This is a genomic window from Microcoleus sp. ARI1-B5, from assembly GCF_036705795.1.
Classification (GTDB): Bacteria; Cyanobacteriota; Cyanobacteriia; order Cyanobacteriales; family Microcoleaceae; genus Microcoleus.
This window is the reverse complement of record NZ_JAUBVK010000005.1, coordinates 40943-60497: the sequence shown is the minus strand read 5'-3', so window position 1 is coordinate 60497 and position 19555 is coordinate 40943. Positions and strand designations below refer to the sequence as shown.

Below are 19555 nucleotides of genomic sequence, written 5' to 3'. Positions count from 1 at the left end.
CGCTAAAATTGAAATTATGGAAGCGCAACCCAAGGAAATTCAGAGTTATAGCCAGCCTGACGGCAGAGTTCCTTTTGATGAGTGGTTGGAATCTCTCCGCGATTTTAAGGGTAAAGCCAAGATTGTGAAAAGGCTGGAGCGTGTTAGCAATGGAAATTTGGGAGATTGTCGATCGCTTGGCGAAGGTGTCTCGGAATTGAGAATTGACTTTGGCCCGGGCTACCGGGTTTATTTTGGACAAGTTGGAGCAATAATTGTGCTTTTGCTGTGCGGTGGAGATAAAAGCACTCAAGAACAAGATATTCGCACTGCTAAGAAATATTGGGAAGAATACAGGAGCCAAGAAAATGCCTAAAAGTGTCCCTTACCATCCGTTTAAAATCAAATCTCTCAAAGATCCGAATTTTTCTGCTGCTTACATCACAGAGATTTTTGAGGAAGAAGAGGGAGATTTGGAATTAAAAATCATGCTCTCAGCTATGAGAGATATATTTGAGGCTTTGGGTGAACCAAATATGTCGGCTGATGATGCCTCATTGCATTTGGAAAAGTTAGATGCTTTGTTGTCGGGAGACGGAATTGCGACAATTTATGGTTTGGCCCATTGGCTGAAGGCTTTGGGATTGAAGTTAACTGTTGCGGTTGATGCAGGGGATGAGGAAATTTCTGCTAATGTTGCTGAGTTCGCAGAAGTTGGTAAGGTTTGATGAGGCGCCAACTTCCCAGATATAGCTTTTACAGTTTTTTTAAATTTTAGGGGAGCACTATGTCAGAAACCGAACTAGATTTAGTATCAATAGCCGCGAGAGTATTGCAGCTTGAAGAAGAGCAAGTTCTTCTAAAAAAATATATAACCAAACTTAAGCGGCAGTTAGAAGCACAGGAACAACGATTTAACGATCGCCCTGAACCGCAAATGCTAGAAAGTTTGATGCCTCAAATTGTGGCGCTGCAACAGCGGTTTGATTTGGGAATTGGCGATATGTCGGTCATTTCTGAGTCGCAGACTGAGCTTGACGCCGAGACGAACAAGCAAAAATTAGACTTTCAGTATCAGTTAGTATGCGATCGCCCTAACAGTCGCGCTGTGTTGATGGAAGCCCTATCACTAGCTCAAGAGCGGCTGATTATTGTTTGCCCTTGGCTCAATTGTAACAGCATTAATGATGAATTGCTGCAAAAATTTAGGGATTGCTTGAACCGAGGATGTTTGATAAATATTGGCTGGGGTTATTTGGGCGATCGGCAGAAAATCGGCAAGGGATGGCGCTACAATGCTTTAGCAGATTTGCAAGAATTAGCAAGCGAATATCCGGGTCAATTTAGTCTCGCTTTATTGGGAACTCACGAAAATTATTTAGTCTGCGATTCCAGTTTTGCTATGTTGGGTAGCCATAATTTTCTGACTAACAGCGACCAAAGTGCAGAAAAAGAAGTAGGAATCCGCACGGATGACTGCCAAATTATCAAGGCATTGATTGAGCGATTTGACAGCAGCGAAATATTAAATGAAGAGGAGATTGAGAGGCAGTTTGTAGCGAGTTCTGATTACTTGGATCGAGCTGATTATTTGGAAGGCTTGGCGGCGGATGCTGCTGATGGGGAGGTGGCATTAGAGGATAGCGGTGAGGATTTGAATGATGACTCTGATGGCAGCCTGGAACCTGTTGTTACTGTTGAGGAATTTTGGGAGCGTTACACTCAGGGAGAAAGGGATTTTACAGGGATTAATTTAGCTGGTGCTGACTTGAGGGGTAAAAACCTAGCTTCTGGTGTTAACCTGAGTAATGCTAATTTGAATAAAGCTAATTTGAACGGTGTAAATTGGCAGAGTGTCAACCTCACCGGGGCGATTTTTAAAGGAGCAGATATGAAGAATGGCTGTTTCTCTAACACCAATTTTAGCGCAGCTAAACTATGCGGTGTCAACCTTTCTAATACTAATGTATCCAATGCCAATCTGAATCAGGCAAACTTAGTCAATGCCAACCTTTCTCAATCAACTTTATCGGGTGCCAATTTGACACAGGCAAATTTAGTCAATGCCAACCTTTCTCAGGCTAATTTACAATCAGCTAAACTAGAAAAAGCAAAATTAAGGAAGGTCAATTTAAGAGGAAGCATACTAGAATATGCAAATTTTATTGAAGCAGATTTGAATGGTGCAAACCTCAGCGGTGCTAAACTTAGTCAACAAACAAAATTTACCACTGCCAACCTCGCTCAAGCTAACTTAAGCGGGATAAACTTGAGGAAAGCAGATATGAGAAATGCTGATTTTACCAATGCAAATCTGAGTGATTCTAACCTTGTAGAAGCAAATCTTGAGGGAGCAAATCTCAAAGGAGTTCAGCTTCAAGGAGCGCTTTGTAATCAAGCAAGTTTATTTCCGGCTGATTTTGATGCAGTGAAAGCTGGTGCTTATTTAATTGCTCCTTATGTATCCCTGCAAAATGTCGATCTAACTGGTAGAGACTTGAACAGTGTTAACCTGATGGGAGCCAATTTACAAGGTGCAAATTTGATTTCTACACAATTGAATAATTCCAATTTGAGAGATGCAAATTTGAGTGGTGCAAAACTTCAGGGTGCAAACCTATACGGCAGTAATTTGAGTCGCGCTAATTTGAAGCAGGTAAACTTGAATGATGCGAGATTGGGTAGTGCAGATTTAACGACAGCGGACTTAACTGAAGCTGACTTGCGACAAGCTGAGTTAAACTCTGCAAAGCTGCGTGGTGCCGATCTAGTTTCAGCAGATATCCGCGCAGCAAGATTAAACTTTGCAGACTTATCTGGCGCTAACTTAACAAATGCAAAAATAGGGGGAGCAGACTTGGGAAATGCTACGCTCACTGGTGCAATTATGCCAGATGGTTCTACTCACGAATAAAAGTTAAGGGGTTGGCTAAACAAACTTAACTCAAAAAGCCTGAATACACTCTTTCACCACACAATAAATATAATGAGAGTTTGTTGGAAAAAGCGATCGCCCTTTAGTTTCCAAGGCCGGGGGACGATCGCCCTTTAATATCTAATTACTTAAAAGCACATACTTGCCCTTTGTCAAGAATGGAATTGGTAAACTACCGTCAAAAGTTACGCCCGATCGCCCGGTATGACAATGGCTGACATCGGTGCTCTGCTAAAATTGGCGCGGACGTTAGATGTGTCGATCGAAGAATTGTTAAATTTTGTCGAACAGTAACAAATTACACTTAAAATAAACCAGCGCCAACGGGTGCGACTGAGAACGGACGATCGCCCGAGCCACAAATTCCAGAGTTGGCGGATGGGACGGGGATCCGTCAGGAAGAGAGTATATATTCTCAGCGGCAATTGTAGCTGTGCTACCCGTGCGCGATCGATATACAATTTGTAACGTTGAGCCTTATTGAAGTGCAGGAGTGGAGCTGGCTTGGATAACGCTAGTCTGTCGAGAAAAACCCCGCAAGCCTCCGAGCTTGCCGCTGACGAAATTCCAGAAGCAGTACGAGACCACCCATACCTAGAAGCAGGAGGGAGTCAGTCCAAGAAAAAAGGACTGATTTGGAAACTGCTAGGATTGGGCGCAGTCGCCTTTGGCGTCAGCATCTGGCTGCACCTCAACTTTAACTTTTTCCCAGCCACCAGTCGGGCAGAGCCAACTCAAAAAAACCCAGCAGCGTCGAGTTCGGCCTCAGGAGCCGCAGCGAGTCCAGCTACAAATTCAAAAGCCGCCACCCCAGACAACCTGCTGGGACACTTGCCTTACCCAGAAGCACCAGCCCAAGACTTGGTAAATGTCACCCCCGACGGTAGTGTCAAACTCCGCACCTCAGCAGCAGCAAAATATCAGGAAATGGCCAACGCTGCCGCCGCCGCAGGAATCTATTTTGCTCCCATATCAGGCTTTCGATCCGTAGACGACCAACAGCACGTATTTTTTGACGTAAAAGCCGAACGCAGGCAAAATGCCAGCAAGCGAGCCGAAGTCAGCGCTCCTCCAGGTTACAGCGAACATCATACAGGCTATGCGATCGACCTCGGTGACGGTTCCGCCCCGGATACCAACCTCAGTCCCAGCTTTGAAAATACCCAAGCATTCAAATGGCTAGAAGCCAACTCCGCCTCCTTCAGCTTTGAAATGTCCTTCCCCAAAAACAACCGCCAAGGCGTCAGTTACGAGCCTTGGCACTGGCGATTTGTAGGCGACAGGCAAAGCCTGGAAACTTTCTACAAAGCTCATTCCATGAAAAAGTAGAAGACAGTTGACAGTGGGCAGTGGGCAGTGGGCAGTGGGCAGTGGGCAGTTGACAGTTGACAGTTGACAGTTGACAGCTTGCCCGCCCGCGAAGCCGAGGGGTTGACAGTTGAGAGTCAGAAGGAAAAAGGAAAAAGGAAGGTTTTCCACATCTCCCCCTCTTCCCCTCTCCCACTCTCCCCCTCTCCCACTCTCCCACTCTCCCCCTCTCCCACTCTCCCCCTCCCCCACTCTCCCCCACTCCCTCGGGCAAAACAAGTGATTGCAATCTATCCAGGCAGCTTTGACCCCATTACCTTCGGTCACGCAGATATTATCGAGCGGGGATCTAAACTGTTCGATCGCGTAATTGTTACCGTAGTCAGAAACCCCAGCAAAACCCCTCTGTTCACCGTAGAGCAACGGATCGAGCAGATCCAGCGCTCTACCAAACACTTGCCAAACGTAGAAGTAGACAGTTTTGAGGGTTTGACAGTAAACTATGCTAAGATTCGACAAGCCAAAGTGCTGCTGCGGGGAATCCGGGTATTAACAGATTTTGAAATGGAACTCCAGATGGCCCACACCAATAAAACCCTTCTGGGGGAAATTGAAACAGTTTTTTTGGCAACTTCTAACGAGTACAGCTTTTTAAGTAGTAGTGTAGTTAAAGAAATCGCCAAGTTTGGTGGCTCCGTAGATCATCTTGTTCCGAAACACGTCGCTCTAGATATTTACAAATGTTACGCCAGCAGGAACCCAATCGCATCGAACCCGACATTACCGGACGCAGCACTGAGAACGAATCACCTCAGAACACAGCAGCCTTCGGAGACGAAACCAGAACCGCAGGAGTAGACATCCAGCGGGAATTGAACCGGCTTGAGGAAATTGTTCTCGACAGCCCGCGAATTCCCATGACCAGACGCACTCTGGTGGATGAAGAACAGTTGCTCGATCAGTTAGACTTGGTGAGGCTGAATTTGCCGATCGCCTTTGGGGAAGCCGAAACAATCATCCGGCACAAAGACGAACTGCTCCAAGAAGCCCAACTCTACGCTCAAGAAGTGATAGAAGCAGCAGAACAGCGAGCGGCAGAACTTTTAAACGATATGGGCCTGCTCCAGCAGGCGAAGATAGAAGCAGATCAGTTGCGACAGCAAGTTTTGCTCGACTGCGAGGCAATTCAGCAGGCGACGCTGGCGGAAGTCGAACAAATTCGCTACCAGGCTCAAGAGGAATTGGAAGAGATGAGAGTCAGGGCGATGGCTGAATGCGAGGAAATTCAAAACGGCGCCGACGATTATGCCGACCAAGTGCTCGATAATATCGAGCACAAGCTGAGCGATATGCTGCGCGTGATCCGCAACGGGCGCGATCAGTTGGATAGTGTTTCTGCGTCGCACATCCATCACAACAACGGTTAGTTAACTGCTTTTAATCAAAGCGTGACTTGCCGGTAATTTTGTGAATTTACGGGCGCTCGCGCGATCGAGTGGCAGGGAAACGGTATTCCCGTGTGCGGCCTACTTGGCGCGAAATCGGGCGGAGTGGTAGGGAAACCGCACGGTGGAGTGTCCGATGCGGAACTCTGTGATTGTGAGAATTTTAATAATTGCTATCAGATTGAGGATTGTAGCAAGACTTGTTTGAATATTGATAATTTTTGTGAAGATAGGAGCAAATATAGCATTTTTTGCTATGGTGAAAATCCATCAGGCAGAAAATTTCTCATTTGATCATAATTTTTGCAATCTACTTTTTACCATGCAAAAAGCTTCTAATCGGTTTGCGGAATTTGACTTGATCCGAGCTTTAGCCATAGTCAGTGTTGTGATTACTCATGCTGGGTTTGCCTCATTTCGCGATCGCCGAATTTTGTTTGTCTCCATCGATACATTGCAACTTTACTGCGTACCAGCTTTTTTACTCCTCAGCGGTTTTTTTCTCACCAACAAACTGGAAAATCAAAATAATCCCGGACAGGTAGTCAAAAAAAGACTGTCAAGAATTATACCACCCTACCTGTTTTGGTCAGTAACTTTGTACATCTTAAATAATTGGAACTCACTCCAAAAAATAGATTTACTGACATTGCTCAGAAATATTTTGACAGGCTCCGTGATGCCTCCCTATTATTTCATCGTTGTAATTATTCAATGCTACGGTTGGTGGTGGCTGCTAGTGAAATCACGATTTTTAGAACCCATCAAAGTTTTGGCATTGGGTTTAACAATTCAAACAATTTTTACCATATTCTTTTACTTGAGCGCTCTCAAATACATATCAATACCTCTACCTTTGATGGAGCGCTGGATTTTTAGTTGGATTTTACCATTTTCAACAGGTCTGTTTTTGGGCGCAGCCTATGACAAAATTCAACCAGTTCTAGAACGCAGAAAAATTCCAATTTTAGGAGCAACAATCCTTTTTTATCTAGCGAGCATTTGGGAATATTACCTGCTCAGCGGAGTTACTGCGGAAGCATGGTTTTTCCGCTCCTTTTTTAAACTATCTGCCCAAGGATACGCAATTTTGTTCGTCTTGTCGATACTCGCATTTTCTAAAAATATCGCACTTCCAAATAGAGTATCGGGATTAATCAAAATATTGGCGGCTTATTCATTCCCGATATATCTGCTGGATTCGACAGTCTTGCAATATGTGTTGTTAGTGTTTTATAAGTTTATTGACCCCGTACATCCGCTGCTGAAGCTCGGCTTTTTAGTTACCGGGAATTTGTTGGCTTGTTGCGCGATTATTTACCTGTTGCAGAAAGTTCTGCCCAAAAAATACAGCCAGTACATTCTGGGAATTTAATCGGATTTTGTGTTTCAGCGGATGTCTTCATAAAACTGCTTGAGATACCTCGCGGGAACGCCAAAACCCCACAAGAAACCGATCGCAAGATAGATAGCAGTTGCTTTGACTTCGCCCCAATTCGCCACTCGGCGATCGCTGCTTTCTACGACACGATGAACTAACTTAATTTTACCCCTGCGCGCTAACTTCAAACACAAATCCGCCTCCTCCATAATTGGTAGCGCCGCATCGAAACCCGCGCATTCCCAAAAATCGGTGCGGCGGCAAAAAATAACTTGATCGCCAAACAGCAATCGCAATCCTTTAACAAACAAATGAGGTCGAAATAACAGCGGCGCGTAGTAAGTTTTCAGGTAATTGTGCAGGGAAAAACCCCATCTTGTTTGCTGCGAACCGGTCATTAAAGAAATAAATCCGCCGCCGACAATTTTCGGATCGGATAATGTTTTCTGGATGATTGCTACGATGTCGTCTGGAACTAGAGTATCGGCGTGGAGGAAGCACAAAATTTCGCCTGTGGCGGTTTGGGCGCCTAAATTCATTTGCACGGAACGTCCCGGCATACTGCTAAAAATAACACGGGTTGTGGAAGTAAGGGCGATCGCCACTGTTTCGTCTTGACTGCCGCCGTCTACCACCAAAACCTCCCAAGCTGGAGGATTGAGAATGCTGAGTTGGCGGAGGGTGCGTTCCAGACAAGTCGCTTCGTTCAGGGCTGGGATGATAATAGAAACGCGATCCATCTTATTGAAATTTATGCCAAAACTATTATAATAAAAAACTGTGGCGATTCGCAACAAGAGAGAAAATAGAACTTGCGCGCGCAGATTCAGAAACCCGGTTTCTGGCTGGGAACTCGTCACGGAACCTCTAATTTGTTACAGAAATCAGGTTTCTGGGCGTTAGTCCTATAAAATCAGCAAAAAGTGCGATCGCCCGCTGTCATTGGTGTCAACAATCGCCTAAAAACCTTTGTATCTCTCGCCCGTCGTCGAGTCTCGATCCCCCTCGCATACCCCTTAAGAAGACCCACTTTGAATCGTCTTGTCCCCCCCTTCATAAGGGGGGCGCCAGGGTGATCTAGGCCTAATCCTCAAACAGTAGATCGGTACTACTTTTGACCTTAAGTTGACACCAATGGCCAACTGTATCTTCCACTAATCAGGACTAAAAAAATCGTGCAGAAAACAGAAGTAAAAAACGATCTAGAATTTTACGATGAAAATGCTGATAATTGGTGGGACGAAAATGCTAAAATTTATGCTCTCTACCATCTCAACAAACCCAGATTTGAGTTTTTCGACAGACACGCGATTAATTGGCGAGGGCTCAAAACCTTAGATGTCGGGTGCGGCGGCGGTTTTTCCTGCGAGTTTATGGCCCAGAGGGGCGCTGTGGTTTCGGGAATAGATCGATCGCACAAGTGCATTGTAGCAGCTCAGAATCACGCAGTTACCAGCGGTTTTGAGATTGACTACAGGCAAGGTTTTGCCGAAAATATGCCCTACGCTGACAATACCTTTGATGTCGTAATTTGCGTAGATGTTTTAGAACACGTTGCCGATTACAAACAAGTTGTGTCAGAGGTTCACAGAATTCTCAAGCCCGGGGGACTGTTCTTTTTTGATACAATCAACCGAACTTTTTCCTCGCAAGTTGTGATGATTCGACTGATGGAAAATATCTTGCAGGAAATTAAGCGGGGCGTTCACGATTGGGAAAAGTTTATTACCCCACAGGAACTGTCTGCGGTAATGCGCGATACGGGCTTTGGCAATATTGAAATTAAAGGTTTTGATATGTTTGGAGAAATTGGCGCTGCTTTAGGCGAGATGCACGGTTTTTGGAAAAAATTAACAACAGGAAATCAGCTATTTCCTTCCCTTGTAAGTTTCCAACAAATTTCTCAAGTGCTACTCTCTAATATCGGTAACTATGTTGATTACAAAAAATCTGGGTTGTTTAAAATCCAAATTAATGAGGATACATCGATTATGTATGTTGGCGTGGGGGTGAAGAAGTAGTCAGTTAATTGTTGATTTTTGACTGCTGTTATTAGGGGCGGGTATGAGACGGATTTGTGCGATCGACCAAATCCGCCTGCAACCCGCCCATATTTTTACGAGCTAATTGCTAATTATTAGCAACTATTTTTCAAGTATAGCCATCGCGCCTCGCAGTTCGATCGCCCCTAAATACCGCCCTGTATGAATTTGGGGCTGCTATCGCTGCCAGGTTCTCTAGTGCAGCAGCCTTTTGTAACAAATCTTAATACTAAATTCTTGACAATATATCTAAATTGCATGGTAGCTTATTGAATATTAATTGCAATAACTGCCAGAAGTTAACAGTACCTGGAGGTCAATCACCGTGACAGCAGCAATAGTTTCCGCGTCAGCCTCGCAAATCAGCGACGGACAACTCGCCGACCAAAAACTGATGAGTTTGGGTAAAAATGCCGAAATACCCGACCTCGATAACTCCAAAGATGTCACCATAGCCGTCTTAGAAGGAGTCGGAACTTTCACGGTGGGCGATCGAACAGTCACTTTAAAACCGGGAGTATTTGTGTTTGTACCCGCCGGCATCCCGCGCAGTCTAAAAGTAGCAACGACGCTGAATTTGTTACTAATTGACTGCGAACCCGACCCCGATATGAGCGAATCAGCTTGGTTGATGAATTTTCAACTTTAAGCAGATGAAAAAACAGTGTCCTTGCTGCCTTGATTCCCTAATTTCTCAGGTTAGCCACAATCGCGTCTACTGGTTTTGTCTCAATTGCAGGCAAGAAATGCCAAGTTATGACTCAAAAAAAAGAAATCTCAAGCACTATCAAATTTCACATTCGGAGTAAAAATGTCAAAAGCAATAGGTCTTTTCTACGGAACTACAACTGGTAAAACTGAGTCTATCGCTGAAATGGTTCGAGATGAATTTGGCGGCGATATCGTAACCTTGCACGAAATCGGCAGCGTGGGAAATGATGATTTCGCCGAATACGAATGTCTGATAATCGCTTGTCCGACATGGAACATCGGCGAACTGCAAAGCGACTGGGAAGGTTTTTTCCCTGAACTTGATGATATTGATTTTAGGGGCAAAAAAGTAGCTTATTTGGGAACGGGCGACCAAGAAGGCTACCCGGATAATTTTATGGATGCAATGGGGATTTTAGCTGAGAAAATCTCGGAACTGGGCGGCGAAACTGTCGGTCATTGGCCGGTTGATGGCTATGATTTTAATGAATCTAAAGCTGTAGTTAATGGAAAGTTTTTGGGTCTTGCTATTGATGAAGACAATCAATCGGATTTGACGGAATCGCGGATTAAATCTTGGGTATCTCAACTCAAGAAAGAATTTAGCTTGTAGACTGGTAGTAGCGGTACGGTGCTTATGGCGCACCGTACATTTAAACGTTATGCTTAAGTTATAAATAACTCGAAATCCAACTTAAAATAGATGAAATTTAGTTCAGATGATGTGCTTTGGTTAAGTGTAAGTCCGAGTTTGCAATGCTTCGATCGGTCCCTGCTTTCCTACTTAAATGATTCTGTACCGGTGCAAATATGGGAATACCAACAAACTGAAGACGAAGCTTGCTCTTTAGATATGGCTGTTGAACTTTTGCACGATTTTTTAACAATGCGCGATCGGCCAATTCACCTCCTAGGCCACAGTACCAGCGGATTAGTTGGTTTAATGTATGCGCGCCGCTATCCTCACAAAGTAAGTTCTTTGGGACTTTTAGCTGTGGGTATACCATCTGCGGTTAATTGGCAAGCACATTACTATACCCATCTTTCAGCTTTTCCCTGGAGTAGCAAACAAGTTTTAACTAAAATGGTGGGCGATATGCTGGGATTCCAAAATCCAAGTATCAATCAAAAATTTATACCATATTTTGAGGATGACTTAGCCTGTTCTCCTTGTCCTCACTCCTTATTTAGGATGAGTAATTCCAGCGATGAAGGTGTAGAAGTACCTTTGTTAATATGCAGCAGCAAAACGGATTTTGTGGTATCTCCTATTGTGATGCGCCGCTGGTCGAAATTTCTTAAAAAAGGATCTCGCTTTTGGGAATGTCCAGATGGTAGGCATTTTTTCCATCACTTCTATCCAGAACAAGTCGGGGAAGAAATACTAAATTTTTGGCTATCTCTACACAGCCACCAGCGGGTTTTAGATTTTAAATTTTAGGTGGTGATTGCTATTCATTTTTTTGTTCCAAGGAAAATGGCCTTTTCGCTTACTTGTCTCTGGTCGTAATTTAACCGCCAACTTTCTGTTGCAAAAATTCCATTTATGTCGGTAATTCCGGGCAACTTTTGCTTGCCTGTTTCTACGGTTTTGGCGGCTGTGCGGCAGTTTCTTGGGCCAATTTTAGTTGGTAGGGTTTTGAGGGAAGGAGTTTGAGTAAATTAGTTTTTTTTGGATGAACCGCAGAGGCCCTCTTGACGCAGAGGAAGATAATAGTAGATTAAACAGGAATTATTATCAACTATTCTCAAAGATTGTAAGCTCGGGTTAACAAACTCAGCCTTAGCCGGGGCAAAGCGATTCTAAGTAGCGATCGCATTTTAAGGGGTCGATCGACCTAAATACTTAAATAGGAGCGATCGAGCAATATATAATTAAGTGTTAGGGCGATCGCGGTGGCACCGCCGCTACAACTTCACCATTTATCAAGCATTATGCCAGCAAGTTTTCTCCCAAAGTCGATCGCACAACTCACAGAATCCACCTCAATTGCCTTAGCCCAAAGCATTCAAGTAGAGGCAATTACAACGAGTCTAAACCAGCAGCCAATTGCCACAACCTACGCGCGCCAAGGCCGCGGAAACACCCCGATTTTGCTAATTCACGGCTTCGACAGTTCCGTGTTTGAATTCCGCCGCCTGTTGCCGCTGCTTGCCGAAAACAATGAAACTTGGGCTGTTGATTTGTTGGGTTTTGGCTTTACAGAAAGAGCGGCGGATTTGCCATTCAGCGCGATGGCAATTGGAAGTCACCTTTACTATTTCTGGAAAACGCTAATTTCGCAGCCTGTAATCTTAGTTGGTGCGTCGATGGGAGGTGCAGCAGCAATTGATTTCACCCTCGCTCATCCCGAAGCTGTCAAAAAATTAGTCTTAATAGATAGTGCAGGTTTTGCGGTAACATCTAATAAGGGCAAATTTTTAATTCCTCCTTTAGGATATCTGGCAACTTCATTTTTGCGAAACCCTAAAATTCGCCAAAAAATTAGCGTCAATGCTTATTTCGACAAAACTTTGGCTTCTGTTGACGCTCAAACTTGCGCTGCTTTGCACTTGGAAATGCCCAACTGGAATCAAGCTTTAATTGCTTTTACCAAAAGCGGCGGTTACGGAGGTTTTGGGGAAAAACTATCGCAAATTAAGCAGCAGACGCTGATTTTGTGGGGAACACAAGATAGAATTTTGGGGACTGCGGATGCAGAAAAGTTTAAAAGTGCGATCGCAAATTCGCAACTAATTTGGATACCCGACTGCGGGCACGTTCCCCACTTAGAAAAACCGCAAATTACCGCTCAACATATCTTAGATTTCACAGCTAAAGTAGCAGGTTCGTAGTGAGGACTTCAGTCCGCATCTCTGATCGGAGGACTGAAGTCCAAACGATCAAACGTTAAACTTTCGGCAAATACTTTTGTACAATCGTCCATCCTGTGAGCAACACAATGACAAATCCCCCACACAAAGCCAAATTAGTGCCAATGTGAAGGGGACGCGCCCAAGGATGTTTAGGGCCAATTTGCAGCCCGCTTCCCACAGAAACCAAAACCAAAGCCACAACAGCTAACCCCGCCGGTAAATGAGCCGAGTGACCCAAATTGCCGTAGTATCCCAGCGTACCGACTACGCCAATTAAGAGCAGTAAAATTACCAAAGTTGCCATCCCCGTACCAGTCACCAAATGAAAGGGACGCAACCATTTTGGGCGCTGCTGTTTGGTACTGCGGGCGGCAAACATCCAGGTTCCAGTAACGGCCAGCAACAGGTAAGCCAAAAGCGACGCACCCATTGACCACGCCGCTATTTTCCACAACCACAAGAAAGAAGGCAGATTCATGATTTAAATCCCTAGTTAGGGATTTGCAAGAAAGGTTTCTTTCCGATTTTACCTGCACCTGAAAGCAAAAATGAATATTTTTGCCAGAAAGTGCGATCGGGCTTTCCACAGCTTCCATCTGTCTGGGCTGAATTCAAACACCCGATATCATACTCGGATTCATTGACGTTATTGATTGATAGATACAGTGTTTCGTTTCGGCACCGCCTTCCCCTTCTAGCTTCGTGGTTTAACTGTCAACGAAAGGCATTTTATAAAACCCTAATTTTTGTTCTACTATTAATCGGAAAAACGGCAGACCTTCTATCAAATATCTTTTCCACAACCTTCTCGGCTCGCTTAACAGTCGGTACGCCCATTCTATGCCGACTTCGCTCATCCATTTGGGAGATCTTGCTTTGCAACCAGCTTCAAAATCAATGGTTGCACCTACGGCCAAGAAAACTTTCACGTGTGTGAATTTGCTCCTATATTTAACCAGCCACTTCTCTTGCTTGGGCGCTCCCACTCCTATAGCCAGAACTGTAGCTCCTGATTTATTGATCGTGTCAATTATTGCTTCACACTCCTCCTCATTTTTTTCAAACCCAAAAGAAGGAGAAAGTGCTTCAACAACTATTTCTCTACCAATTTTTTGATTGATTTTTTCCTGAGCTTGCCTAGCAATACCTTCAGCAGCTCCTAGCAAAAATATTTTTATGTTCTCGTTATCTTTGTGATACATATAAAATGCAGGAAACAAGTCAGAACCCGAAATTTTTTCTTTGAGAGGAGTCCCCAAAAATTTTGAGGAATACATCAATATTTGACTGTCGCAGACTCTATAACTAGATTTATTGTAAGCTTCATAGAAGTCGCGGTCATATTGCAACTTAATCAAGTGGTCTACATTGGGCGTAAATACGACACCGCCTTCGCCGTCTAGTTTTTCAAACAACTCGGTCATTGAAAAGTTATCTATGGAGACATTCAATAAATTAACTGTTTTCATTTGTTATTCCCATCCAGCCTTTATATTAAACTACAACTCAAACCCTAACCCACACTACAGCAAGAGTTTTTTCACTAATTGGGCGCGGGGGGCGAATATACTTTCTTAAGTATATCCCCCTATACCCTACCTGTCCAGTAAGAAATTTTAAAGATTATGTAAAGAATTGGCTCGTTTTAGCAAAAAGTGTATAAAGCCAATTTGGTTTACAGCTCGCCACACAGTTTTAAGAGAAAGACAATCCCGTGCTAATAGTTGAAGCCTAGTCAATTAATGTATAAAATATTTTTTTACATTAATTTTGAGCAACTGAGAAAGAGCTCGCAACTCCCGAACTTGATTTGATGCAAAGGTTGTAGAGGCGTTGCTGAATAGAGAGATGAATCAGGCCGGAACCGGAACATCCCAAAACCGGAGATAGTGCAGTAGCAAGCGAACCGAGTGCCTCAGCATTTCCTCGGACAATGAATCAGCCATGCTTTCACGTCATCGCAGCAGCAGCGCTGGGCTTCATAGCACTCCCAGAACTGACGACCCCCATCGACACAGATGTAATGAAAGTTTGCCTTGGCGGTGAGCATTTTTACGAATATGCGTAAACTTGCACTTAGGACATGACATCAGAAGTACCCTCAGTTCATCTCTCCATTATGCAATGCCCCGGTAAATTTTTGAGTTTTTGTATCCAGCGAATGCAAGATATATTTAAGCTTTGAGCGCGCTCGCGCGAACATCATCCAGATTTTTGGTGAACCAGCGACTGTCTTCTTGGTGGCGAACTGGTTTTCTTGGCCTTGAGACTTTCTGGAGCTTTTAAAACCAGACCCGATATTCCTCCAGCAATGACCGCAAAAATCGGGTTAGTCATAGCGTTCAAAACACAGTCAAACACGTACATAGTTAAGGCTACTCCGAGGGCCGCAGCGGGCGCTACTTTGGGATTAGACCAGGTTCTGGCGGGATACTTGAACGCAAAGACCGCAACAGGAAGTAACAATGAAGAAAATAAACTAACTAAACCGACTACACCGTTGATGCCAAATGCAATAATCCACAAGCTGTCGGTGACCGAGATATCTTTGCCGTACCCGTTGTACACGCGGTTTCCGCCCGAATCCCCCCAGCCAAAAAGAAATCTTTGCCGCGCTTTATCTCCCAATATCTCTTCCATGTCAAATCTAAACTTCAGAGAGAAGGCTCGTTCTTCGCCAAATATTTGAGTCATGAAGCCAATCACGTCTTTGCTCGCAAATTGACCCGATGCAGCTACGTACAGATAAAACCATATATATCCAATTACGAATAGCAGGGGCAAAGAACTGCGAAACCACTTGGCCGAAAATAATATGACCAACCCGATCGCAAATAAACTGTAGGCGCCAGTAGAACGGCACAGGAAAAAAGCAATAGTTAATACAATTGCTAGAGTCTTGATGTTGCGGCCCTGAAACTTTTTGAGCGTCCCAGTTTGCCAGAGCCAAACTCCGATTAAGGCGGCTGTCATCATCCACACGCCCACCATCAAACCGTGCTGCATAAATACTACCGGTCTCCACCCCCCCATACGCCTTGCTTGACTCCAGTCCTCAAAGGCATTGACGCCGTAAACCATTTGGTGCAGAATTGGGCCCTTAACTCCTTCAATTAAAGTAAAAGGAATGTAGGCCAACCCACCTGCAAAAATCCCGATCGCCAATTGTCGCAGCCCCTCTAAACTACCCAGATACAAGCGTCCTAAAAAATAAGGCAGACCCCAAGTAATGATTTGGTTGAAAGTTGGAGAAATCGGACTGCCGCCATTAGTAACTTGTGAAACAATTGGACACAAACAGCAAATTACCATTGGCACGTCCAGCCAACCCGGTTTAAAAGTGGTGATGCGCGCAGTATCGTAGACAATAGTAGCCAGCAAAATGGCGTAGCAAGATGCCGAAACTTTGGTATACGCCGGCAATAGGGGGATGGGATAAGAAACTTGTGGTAAAAACAGCCACGCTGCCACAAAAGTGATAATTACCGCCCGTTGAGTCGGAAACCTCACAAACAAGTAAAGAACGATCGGGATCAAACCGAACATCGTAATTGGGATTAATGCAGCCATAGGTTTTTTGTGGCAGTAAAATGGTAGAAAGACTACTTTATGTCCCGGCTCTGAATTCTCGCTCTTACGATCGCCTCTTCCCCCGATCTTGATAAATAGATCTCTATTTGTACAGCTTGTCCGTTAATTGTGGCTGACGTTCGAGTGCGGTGCGCAGTGCAGCCTCGAAGAGATCCGTTGCATCCTCCCAGGTATAATGTATCACCGTCTCCACAGCAGTCTCAGACATTGCCCGCCATTCGGCATCAGATAACTGACAAATCTGCTCGATCGCGAGTGCCATATCCTCTGGGTCTTCTGGTTTGACAAGTATTCCACCCCCGCCAGCGAGGAGTTCCGGAGCCGCGCCTGCAGGAGTGCCGATGACTGGAGTGCCACAAGCCATGGCTTCTAAAATTGGCAAGCCGAAGCCTTCGGTGCTGCTGGCAAACAGCCAAGCATCGCATTTGCTGTAAAGTTCTTTGAGTTGGTCTTGGCTAGGTAATATATCATACTCAGTACCCTCGGGCAGCGGCAAATGGGGGGCAGGAAATTCACCGGAACCAAAGGCAACTAAACGAAGGTTAGGGATTCTTGCAGCCGCTAGCTTGAAAGCTTCAATGGCAAGAGCACAGCCTTTCCAAGGAGCTATAGAATAGTACATCCCGACTGTCGGAACCGACTGCTTGCCCCGCCGCTGCCCCGATCGCGAGAGGGGGTCGTAAAACTGTGTGGTGTCCACACTCGGAGGCACCAGAGATACAGACAAATTACCAAATTCATCCCTAGCCTTGTCTTCCAGCCACTTAGCGACGGCAATTTTGTGCATCGGCAGCCGCCAAGTTGCGTCTACTCGAGCTTTTGGTGTGTAGTCAAAAGCCTCGTAGTGTTGAAGAAAATATACTTTCGCTCCTTTGCTGGGGGAGAGTTTAGACACCCACTCGGCAGTTTCCCACCAAGTAGCCATGATAATATCGGCATCAGGTACGTCACTGTCGGTAACTGGACGGCAGGTTTCGATCACTCGACTTTCGACATCCTTTACATTGTCAAAATAACACCATTTTTTCACCGGAGCGGGTTCCCAACCCCTACCTCTGAGCAGCGATCGCAATTGTTGGATCAAAGTCGGTTGGTCCGGGGGTGTAGAGACGATAAATATTTTGTGTCCTCGCTTTTGGAGAATTTCTGTGTAGATAGATAAAACCCTCATGCCACCTGTAAGAGCAAGGGTAGGAAGGACAAAAGTAATTTTCATGAGTAGATGCTGAAGATTGATACTGGTTAAAACTCCTCCATAACAGCAAGTTCGCACCAACCCGCCTATTTTTGGCTTTTCTGCTGGGTGCGGGTCTCTGCTGGAGGCGATCGTAACTCTATAGTCGAGCCTATCTTACTTTGTCGTCAAGGACTTTTCCCAATTACAAATCGGGAGATGTTTGAGGACAAAACAAGTTTAACCTGTAACGGCGCGAGCCTTAAAATCTCCGTTGCACTCTGGTTCAGATTTTGGTCGGCGGTAACATTGAACGAGTATTCGCTAGTAGATGCGGTCAGAATTCGTGTCGGGACTGCTCGGTATAAAACAGGACACGAGCGATTTTAGTTTTGGCAGAAGCACCCCACCCAACGATATTGAGTTCCTGCTCAGAATCCGGCGTCAAGAGCGCGGCTGCGGGCAGAATTTCAAATTGCTGCTGTTAGCATCTCACCTCAACTTCTTTGTTTGCCCCTGCTGGGGCCGCATAGTAGGGAGAAAAGGAAACTATCTTAACGTCGCGCTGTTTAGATTTTTCTACAGCAACTTTCAATCCCGCTTCAAAATGAGCCGTGGCATCTTCCCAAGTATAATTGGTTACCTTAGCATAGGCGGCTTCGGACATGGCTTGCCACTCGGCATTGGGCAACTGACAGATACGCTCTATGGCTTTTGCCATTTCTTCGGGATCTTCTGGTCTTACAAGTATGCCAGTACCGCCGCTCAAAATTTCAGGAGCAGCGCCTGCTGGGGTGCTGATGACGGGAGTGCGGCACGCCATCGCTTCGATAATTGGCAAGCCGAAGCCTTCAGAGCGGCTCGCCAGCAGCCACGCATCGCATTTGCTGTAATAGTCTTTGATTTTGTCTTGGTCGGGTTGAATTACATACTCGGCATTGGCTGGTAGCGGCAATTCCGAGGATGGGGCCTCTGTAGCGAAGGCAACCAGACGCAGGTTGGGAATTTTTTCTGCTGCTATGGAAAAAGCTTTCAGGGCGATGTCGGTTCCTTTCCAGTAAATTGGAGAGTACATCATGCCAATTGTCGGAACCGATTGTTTGTGGCGAGGACAGGCATAAAATTGCTTGGTGTCCACGCTCGGAGGAGCTAAGGAAACTTGGCGATCGCCGTATTTAGTCCGAGCTAGGTCAACTAACCACTGAGAGATCGTAATTTTGTGCGCGGGCAGCATCCAGGTTGCTTCTACTCTACCTTGAGGTAGATAGTCAAAAACTTCGTGGTGCTGAATAAAATAAGCTTTTGCTCCTTTGCTCGGAGAGAGTTTTGCTACCCACTCGGCGGTTTCCCACCAGGTGGCCACTACTACGTCAGCGTCTGGCACATCTTTGTCCTCTATCGGGCGCCAGCGATCGGTAATTTTGTGTTCTACACCTAAATTATCGAAAAATGAGGGCTCTTTTTCAGGCGTGGAAATCCAACCCCGTCCCCGCAGCAGCGACTTAACTTGCTGGCGCAGACTCGCTTGGGCGTGGGGTACAGAGATCACGAACACGGAGTGCCCTCGTTTTCTCAAAAGTTCTGCGAAAATAGATACTACTCGTATTCCACCAGTCACAGAGAGAGTAGGAAGAACAAAGGTGATTTTCATTTTTAATTCCCGCTGAAGACTCCGACTCCATGAAGGCGCTGCGACAAGCGCGCTTTGTGAGAGTCCGACAGGAAAGAGGGGCGGGTGAATATTAATTACCGCTTTCCCGGTGTGTACAGAGAATCAAACCTAGCGACTGTTCGCAACACCCCAGTATCGAGCGCCCACAACTTCGCTGTCATTCAATTAATAGTAACGATGGATGGGATCGCGAAACAGTTCCCAGAGGCATAATTTTTGATGTGGGCGAAAGTTCCGTCTCAAGACATATTCCTCATCAAACAGCAGCTTTTTTCGCGGGTGGCTAACACGCCCGCTAGACAACTATTCCTGTCTAACACAACAGCTATTGCTGATCCTACAGACAGGGAGGTACGGGAAACCGCAAAGCACCAACCTTTACTTTGGATGGGATCGCGAAACAGTTCCCAGAGGCATAATTTTTGATGTGGGCGAAAGTTCCGTCTCAAGACATATTCCTC

20 protein-coding genes and 1 pseudogene are annotated in these 19555 nt (G+C 45.3%); 13 read left to right on the top strand and 8 right to left on the bottom strand.

Annotated elements, in window-relative coordinates:
- Positions 1-16: 16 nt before the first annotated feature.
- The 3 genes from QUB63_RS10085 to QUB63_RS10075 are packed head-to-tail and all read left to right on the top strand — an operon-like array spanning position 17 to position 2893.
- Positions 17-355, top strand: a complete 339-nt coding sequence (locus QUB63_RS10085; protein ID WP_332944868.1) for a type II toxin-antitoxin system RelE/ParE family toxin — start codon at positions 17-19, stop codon at positions 353-355.
- Positions 348-707, top strand: coding sequence for a helix-turn-helix domain-containing transcriptional regulator (locus tag QUB63_RS10080; protein WP_332944866.1), 360 nt, complete (start codon positions 348-350; stop codon positions 705-707). Before QUB63_RS10085 ends, QUB63_RS10080 begins: the two co-directional genes overlap by 8 nt.
- A 59-nt stretch (positions 708-766) precedes the next feature.
- Positions 767-2893: a pentapeptide repeat-containing protein gene (locus QUB63_RS10075; RefSeq protein ID WP_332944864.1), complete on the top strand. Its 2127-nt coding sequence runs from the start codon at positions 767-769 to the stop codon at positions 2891-2893.
- Between the two features lie 206 nt (positions 2894-3099).
- Here QUB63_RS10075 and QUB63_RS10070 read toward each other — a convergent pair whose 3' ends face one another.
- Positions 3100-3375: a hypothetical protein gene (locus QUB63_RS10070; RefSeq protein WP_332944863.1), complete on the bottom strand. Its 276-nt coding sequence runs from the start codon at positions 3373-3375 to the stop codon at positions 3100-3102.
- A 43-nt stretch (positions 3376-3418) separates the two neighbouring features.
- Between QUB63_RS10070 and QUB63_RS10065 the strand changes: the two genes are divergently transcribed.
- The 4 genes from QUB63_RS10065 to QUB63_RS10050 all read left to right on the top strand — a co-directional run bounded on the left by QUB63_RS10065 (position 3419) and on the right by QUB63_RS10050 (position 7042).
- Positions 3419-4243: a M15 family metallopeptidase gene (locus QUB63_RS10065; protein WP_332944860.1), complete on the top strand. Its 825-nt coding sequence runs from the start codon at positions 3419-3421 to the stop codon at positions 4241-4243.
- Between the two features lie 258 nt (positions 4244-4501).
- Complete coding sequence (gene coaD / locus QUB63_RS10060; RefSeq protein WP_332944858.1) at positions 4502-5080, top strand: pantetheine-phosphate adenylyltransferase; 579 nt, start codon at positions 4502-4504, stop codon at positions 5078-5080.
- The gene (locus tag QUB63_RS10055; RefSeq protein WP_332944856.1) at positions 4963-5649 is read left to right on the top strand and encodes a DivIVA domain-containing protein; all 687 of its coding nucleotides are present in this window, start codon (positions 4963-4965) and stop codon (positions 5647-5649) included. Before coaD ends, QUB63_RS10055 begins: the two co-directional genes overlap by 118 nt.
- A gap of 340 nt (positions 5650-5989) precedes the next feature.
- The gene (locus tag QUB63_RS10050; RefSeq protein WP_332944854.1) at positions 5990-7042 is read left to right on the top strand and encodes an acyltransferase; all 1053 of its coding nucleotides are present in this window, start codon (positions 5990-5992) and stop codon (positions 7040-7042) included.
- Positions 7043-7056: 14 nt separating this feature from the next.
- Here QUB63_RS10050 and QUB63_RS10045 read toward each other — a convergent pair whose 3' ends face one another.
- Positions 7057-7788 carry a TIGR04283 family arsenosugar biosynthesis glycosyltransferase gene (locus QUB63_RS10045; RefSeq protein WP_332944852.1) on the bottom strand — a complete coding sequence of 244 codons (732 nt, stop codon included), beginning with the start codon at positions 7786-7788 and terminating at the stop codon, positions 7057-7059.
- 435 nt (positions 7789-8223) lie between these two features.
- Here QUB63_RS10045 and ubiG point away from each other — a divergent pair, with 435 nt between their 5' ends.
- The 5 genes from ubiG (at position 8224) to QUB63_RS10020 (ending at position 12636) form a co-directional block, all read left to right on the top strand.
- Positions 8224-9069, top strand: a complete 846-nt coding sequence (ubiG, locus tag QUB63_RS10040; RefSeq protein ID WP_332944850.1) for a bifunctional 2-polyprenyl-6-hydroxyphenol methylase/3-demethylubiquinol 3-O-methyltransferase UbiG — start codon at positions 8224-8226, stop codon at positions 9067-9069.
- A gap of 346 nt (positions 9070-9415) precedes the next feature.
- Complete coding sequence (locus QUB63_RS10035; protein WP_332944849.1) at positions 9416-9739, top strand: cupin domain-containing protein; 324 nt, start codon at positions 9416-9418, stop codon at positions 9737-9739.
- Between the two features lie 162 nt (positions 9740-9901).
- Positions 9902-10414, top strand: coding sequence for a flavodoxin FldA (fldA, locus tag QUB63_RS10030; protein ID WP_332944848.1), 513 nt, complete (start codon positions 9902-9904; stop codon positions 10412-10414).
- Positions 10415-10504: 90 nt separating this feature from the next.
- The gene (locus QUB63_RS10025) at positions 10505-11242 is read left to right on the top strand and encodes an alpha/beta fold hydrolase (protein WP_332944846.1); all 738 of its coding nucleotides are present in this window, start codon (positions 10505-10507) and stop codon (positions 11240-11242) included.
- A gap of 494 nt (positions 11243-11736) precedes the next feature.
- Positions 11737-12636 carry an alpha/beta fold hydrolase gene (locus QUB63_RS10020; protein ID WP_332944844.1) on the top strand — a complete coding sequence of 300 codons (900 nt, stop codon included), beginning with the start codon at positions 11737-11739 and terminating at the stop codon, positions 12634-12636.
- Between the two features lie 55 nt (positions 12637-12691).
- Here the strand turns inward: QUB63_RS10020 and QUB63_RS10015 are convergent, their stop codons facing one another.
- The 3 genes and pseudogenes from QUB63_RS10015 to QUB63_RS35010 all read right to left on the bottom strand — a co-directional run.
- Complete coding sequence (locus tag QUB63_RS10015; protein ID WP_332944842.1) at positions 12692-13135, bottom strand: DUF4079 domain-containing protein; 444 nt, start codon at positions 13133-13135, stop codon at positions 12692-12694.
- A gap of 229 nt (positions 13136-13364) precedes the next feature.
- Positions 13365-14126 carry a WecB/TagA/CpsF family glycosyltransferase gene (locus QUB63_RS10010; protein ID WP_332944840.1) on the bottom strand — a complete coding sequence of 254 codons (762 nt, stop codon included), beginning with the start codon at positions 14124-14126 and terminating at the stop codon, positions 13365-13367.
- Between the two features lie 384 nt (positions 14127-14510).
- Positions 14511-14594 (bottom strand): annotated as a pseudogene (locus tag QUB63_RS35010) (IS1 family transposase); the annotation flags it as partial.
- Here QUB63_RS35010 and QUB63_RS10005 point away from each other — a divergent pair.
- Positions 14591-14725 carry a hypothetical protein gene (locus QUB63_RS10005; protein WP_332944839.1) on the top strand — a complete coding sequence of 45 codons (135 nt, stop codon included), beginning with the start codon at positions 14591-14593 and terminating at the stop codon, positions 14723-14725. The pseudogene QUB63_RS35010 and the gene QUB63_RS10005 overlap by 4 nt on opposite strands.
- A 134-nt stretch (positions 14726-14859) precedes the next feature.
- Here the strand turns inward: QUB63_RS10005 and QUB63_RS10000 are convergent, their stop codons facing one another.
- The 3 genes from QUB63_RS10000 to QUB63_RS09990 all read right to left on the bottom strand — a co-directional run bounded on the left by QUB63_RS10000 (position 14860) and on the right by QUB63_RS09990 (position 19073).
- A complete protein-coding gene (locus QUB63_RS10000; protein ID WP_332944837.1) occupies positions 14860-16227 on the bottom strand; it encodes an O-antigen ligase domain-containing protein in 1368 nt (455 codons plus the stop codon).
- 103 nt (positions 16228-16330) lie between these two features.
- Positions 16331-17464, bottom strand: a complete 1134-nt coding sequence (locus tag QUB63_RS09995) for a glycosyltransferase family 4 protein (protein ID WP_332944836.1) — start codon at positions 17462-17464, stop codon at positions 16331-16333.
- Positions 17465-17906: 442 nt separating this feature from the next.
- A complete protein-coding gene (locus QUB63_RS09990; RefSeq protein ID WP_332944834.1) occupies positions 17907-19073 on the bottom strand; it encodes a glycosyltransferase family 4 protein in 1167 nt (388 codons plus the stop codon).
- Positions 19074-19555: the final 482 nt, after the last annotated feature.

Bases quoted from the DNA above. Each gene is read 5' to 3' on its own strand.
- QUB63_RS10085 (WP_332944868.1), top strand. From the start codon at position 17: ATGGAAGCGCAACCCAAGGAAATTCAGAGTTATAGCCAGCCTGACGGC.
- QUB63_RS10080 (WP_332944866.1), top strand. From the start codon at position 348: ATGCCTAAAAGTGTCCCTTACCATCCGTTTAAAATCAAATCTCTCAAA.
- QUB63_RS10075 (WP_332944864.1), top strand. From the start codon at position 767: ATGTCAGAAACCGAACTAGATTTAGTATCAATAGCCGCGAGAGTATTG.
- QUB63_RS10055 (WP_332944856.1), top strand. From the start codon at position 4,963: ATGTTACGCCAGCAGGAACCCAATCGCATCGAACCCGACATTACCGGA.
- QUB63_RS10050 (WP_332944854.1), top strand. From the start codon at position 5,990: ATGCAAAAAGCTTCTAATCGGTTTGCGGAATTTGACTTGATCCGAGCT.
- QUB63_RS10045 (WP_332944852.1), bottom strand. From the start codon at position 7,788: ATGGATCGCGTTTCTATTATCATCCCAGCCCTGAACGAAGCGACTTGT.
- fldA (WP_332944848.1), top strand. From the start codon at position 9,902: ATGTCAAAAGCAATAGGTCTTTTCTACGGAACTACAACTGGTAAAACT.
- QUB63_RS10025 (WP_332944846.1), top strand. From the start codon at position 10,505: ATGAAATTTAGTTCAGATGATGTGCTTTGGTTAAGTGTAAGTCCGAGT.
- QUB63_RS10020 (WP_332944844.1), top strand. From the start codon at position 11,737: ATGCCAGCAAGTTTTCTCCCAAAGTCGATCGCACAACTCACAGAATCC.
- QUB63_RS10015 (WP_332944842.1), bottom strand. From the start codon at position 13,135: ATGAATCTGCCTTCTTTCTTGTGGTTGTGGAAAATAGCGGCGTGGTCA.
- QUB63_RS10010 (WP_332944840.1), bottom strand. From the start codon at position 14,126: ATGAAAACAGTTAATTTATTGAATGTCTCCATAGATAACTTTTCAATG.
- QUB63_RS10005 (WP_332944839.1), top strand. From the start codon at position 14,591: ATGAATCAGCCATGCTTTCACGTCATCGCAGCAGCAGCGCTGGGCTTC.
- QUB63_RS10000 (WP_332944837.1), bottom strand. From the start codon at position 16,227: ATGGCTGCATTAATCCCAATTACGATGTTCGGTTTGATCCCGATCGTT.
- QUB63_RS09995 (WP_332944836.1), bottom strand. From the start codon at position 17,464: ATGAAAATTACTTTTGTCCTTCCTACCCTTGCTCTTACAGGTGGCATG.
- QUB63_RS09990 (WP_332944834.1), bottom strand. From the start codon at position 19,073: ATGAAAATCACCTTTGTTCTTCCTACTCTCTCTGTGACTGGTGGAATA.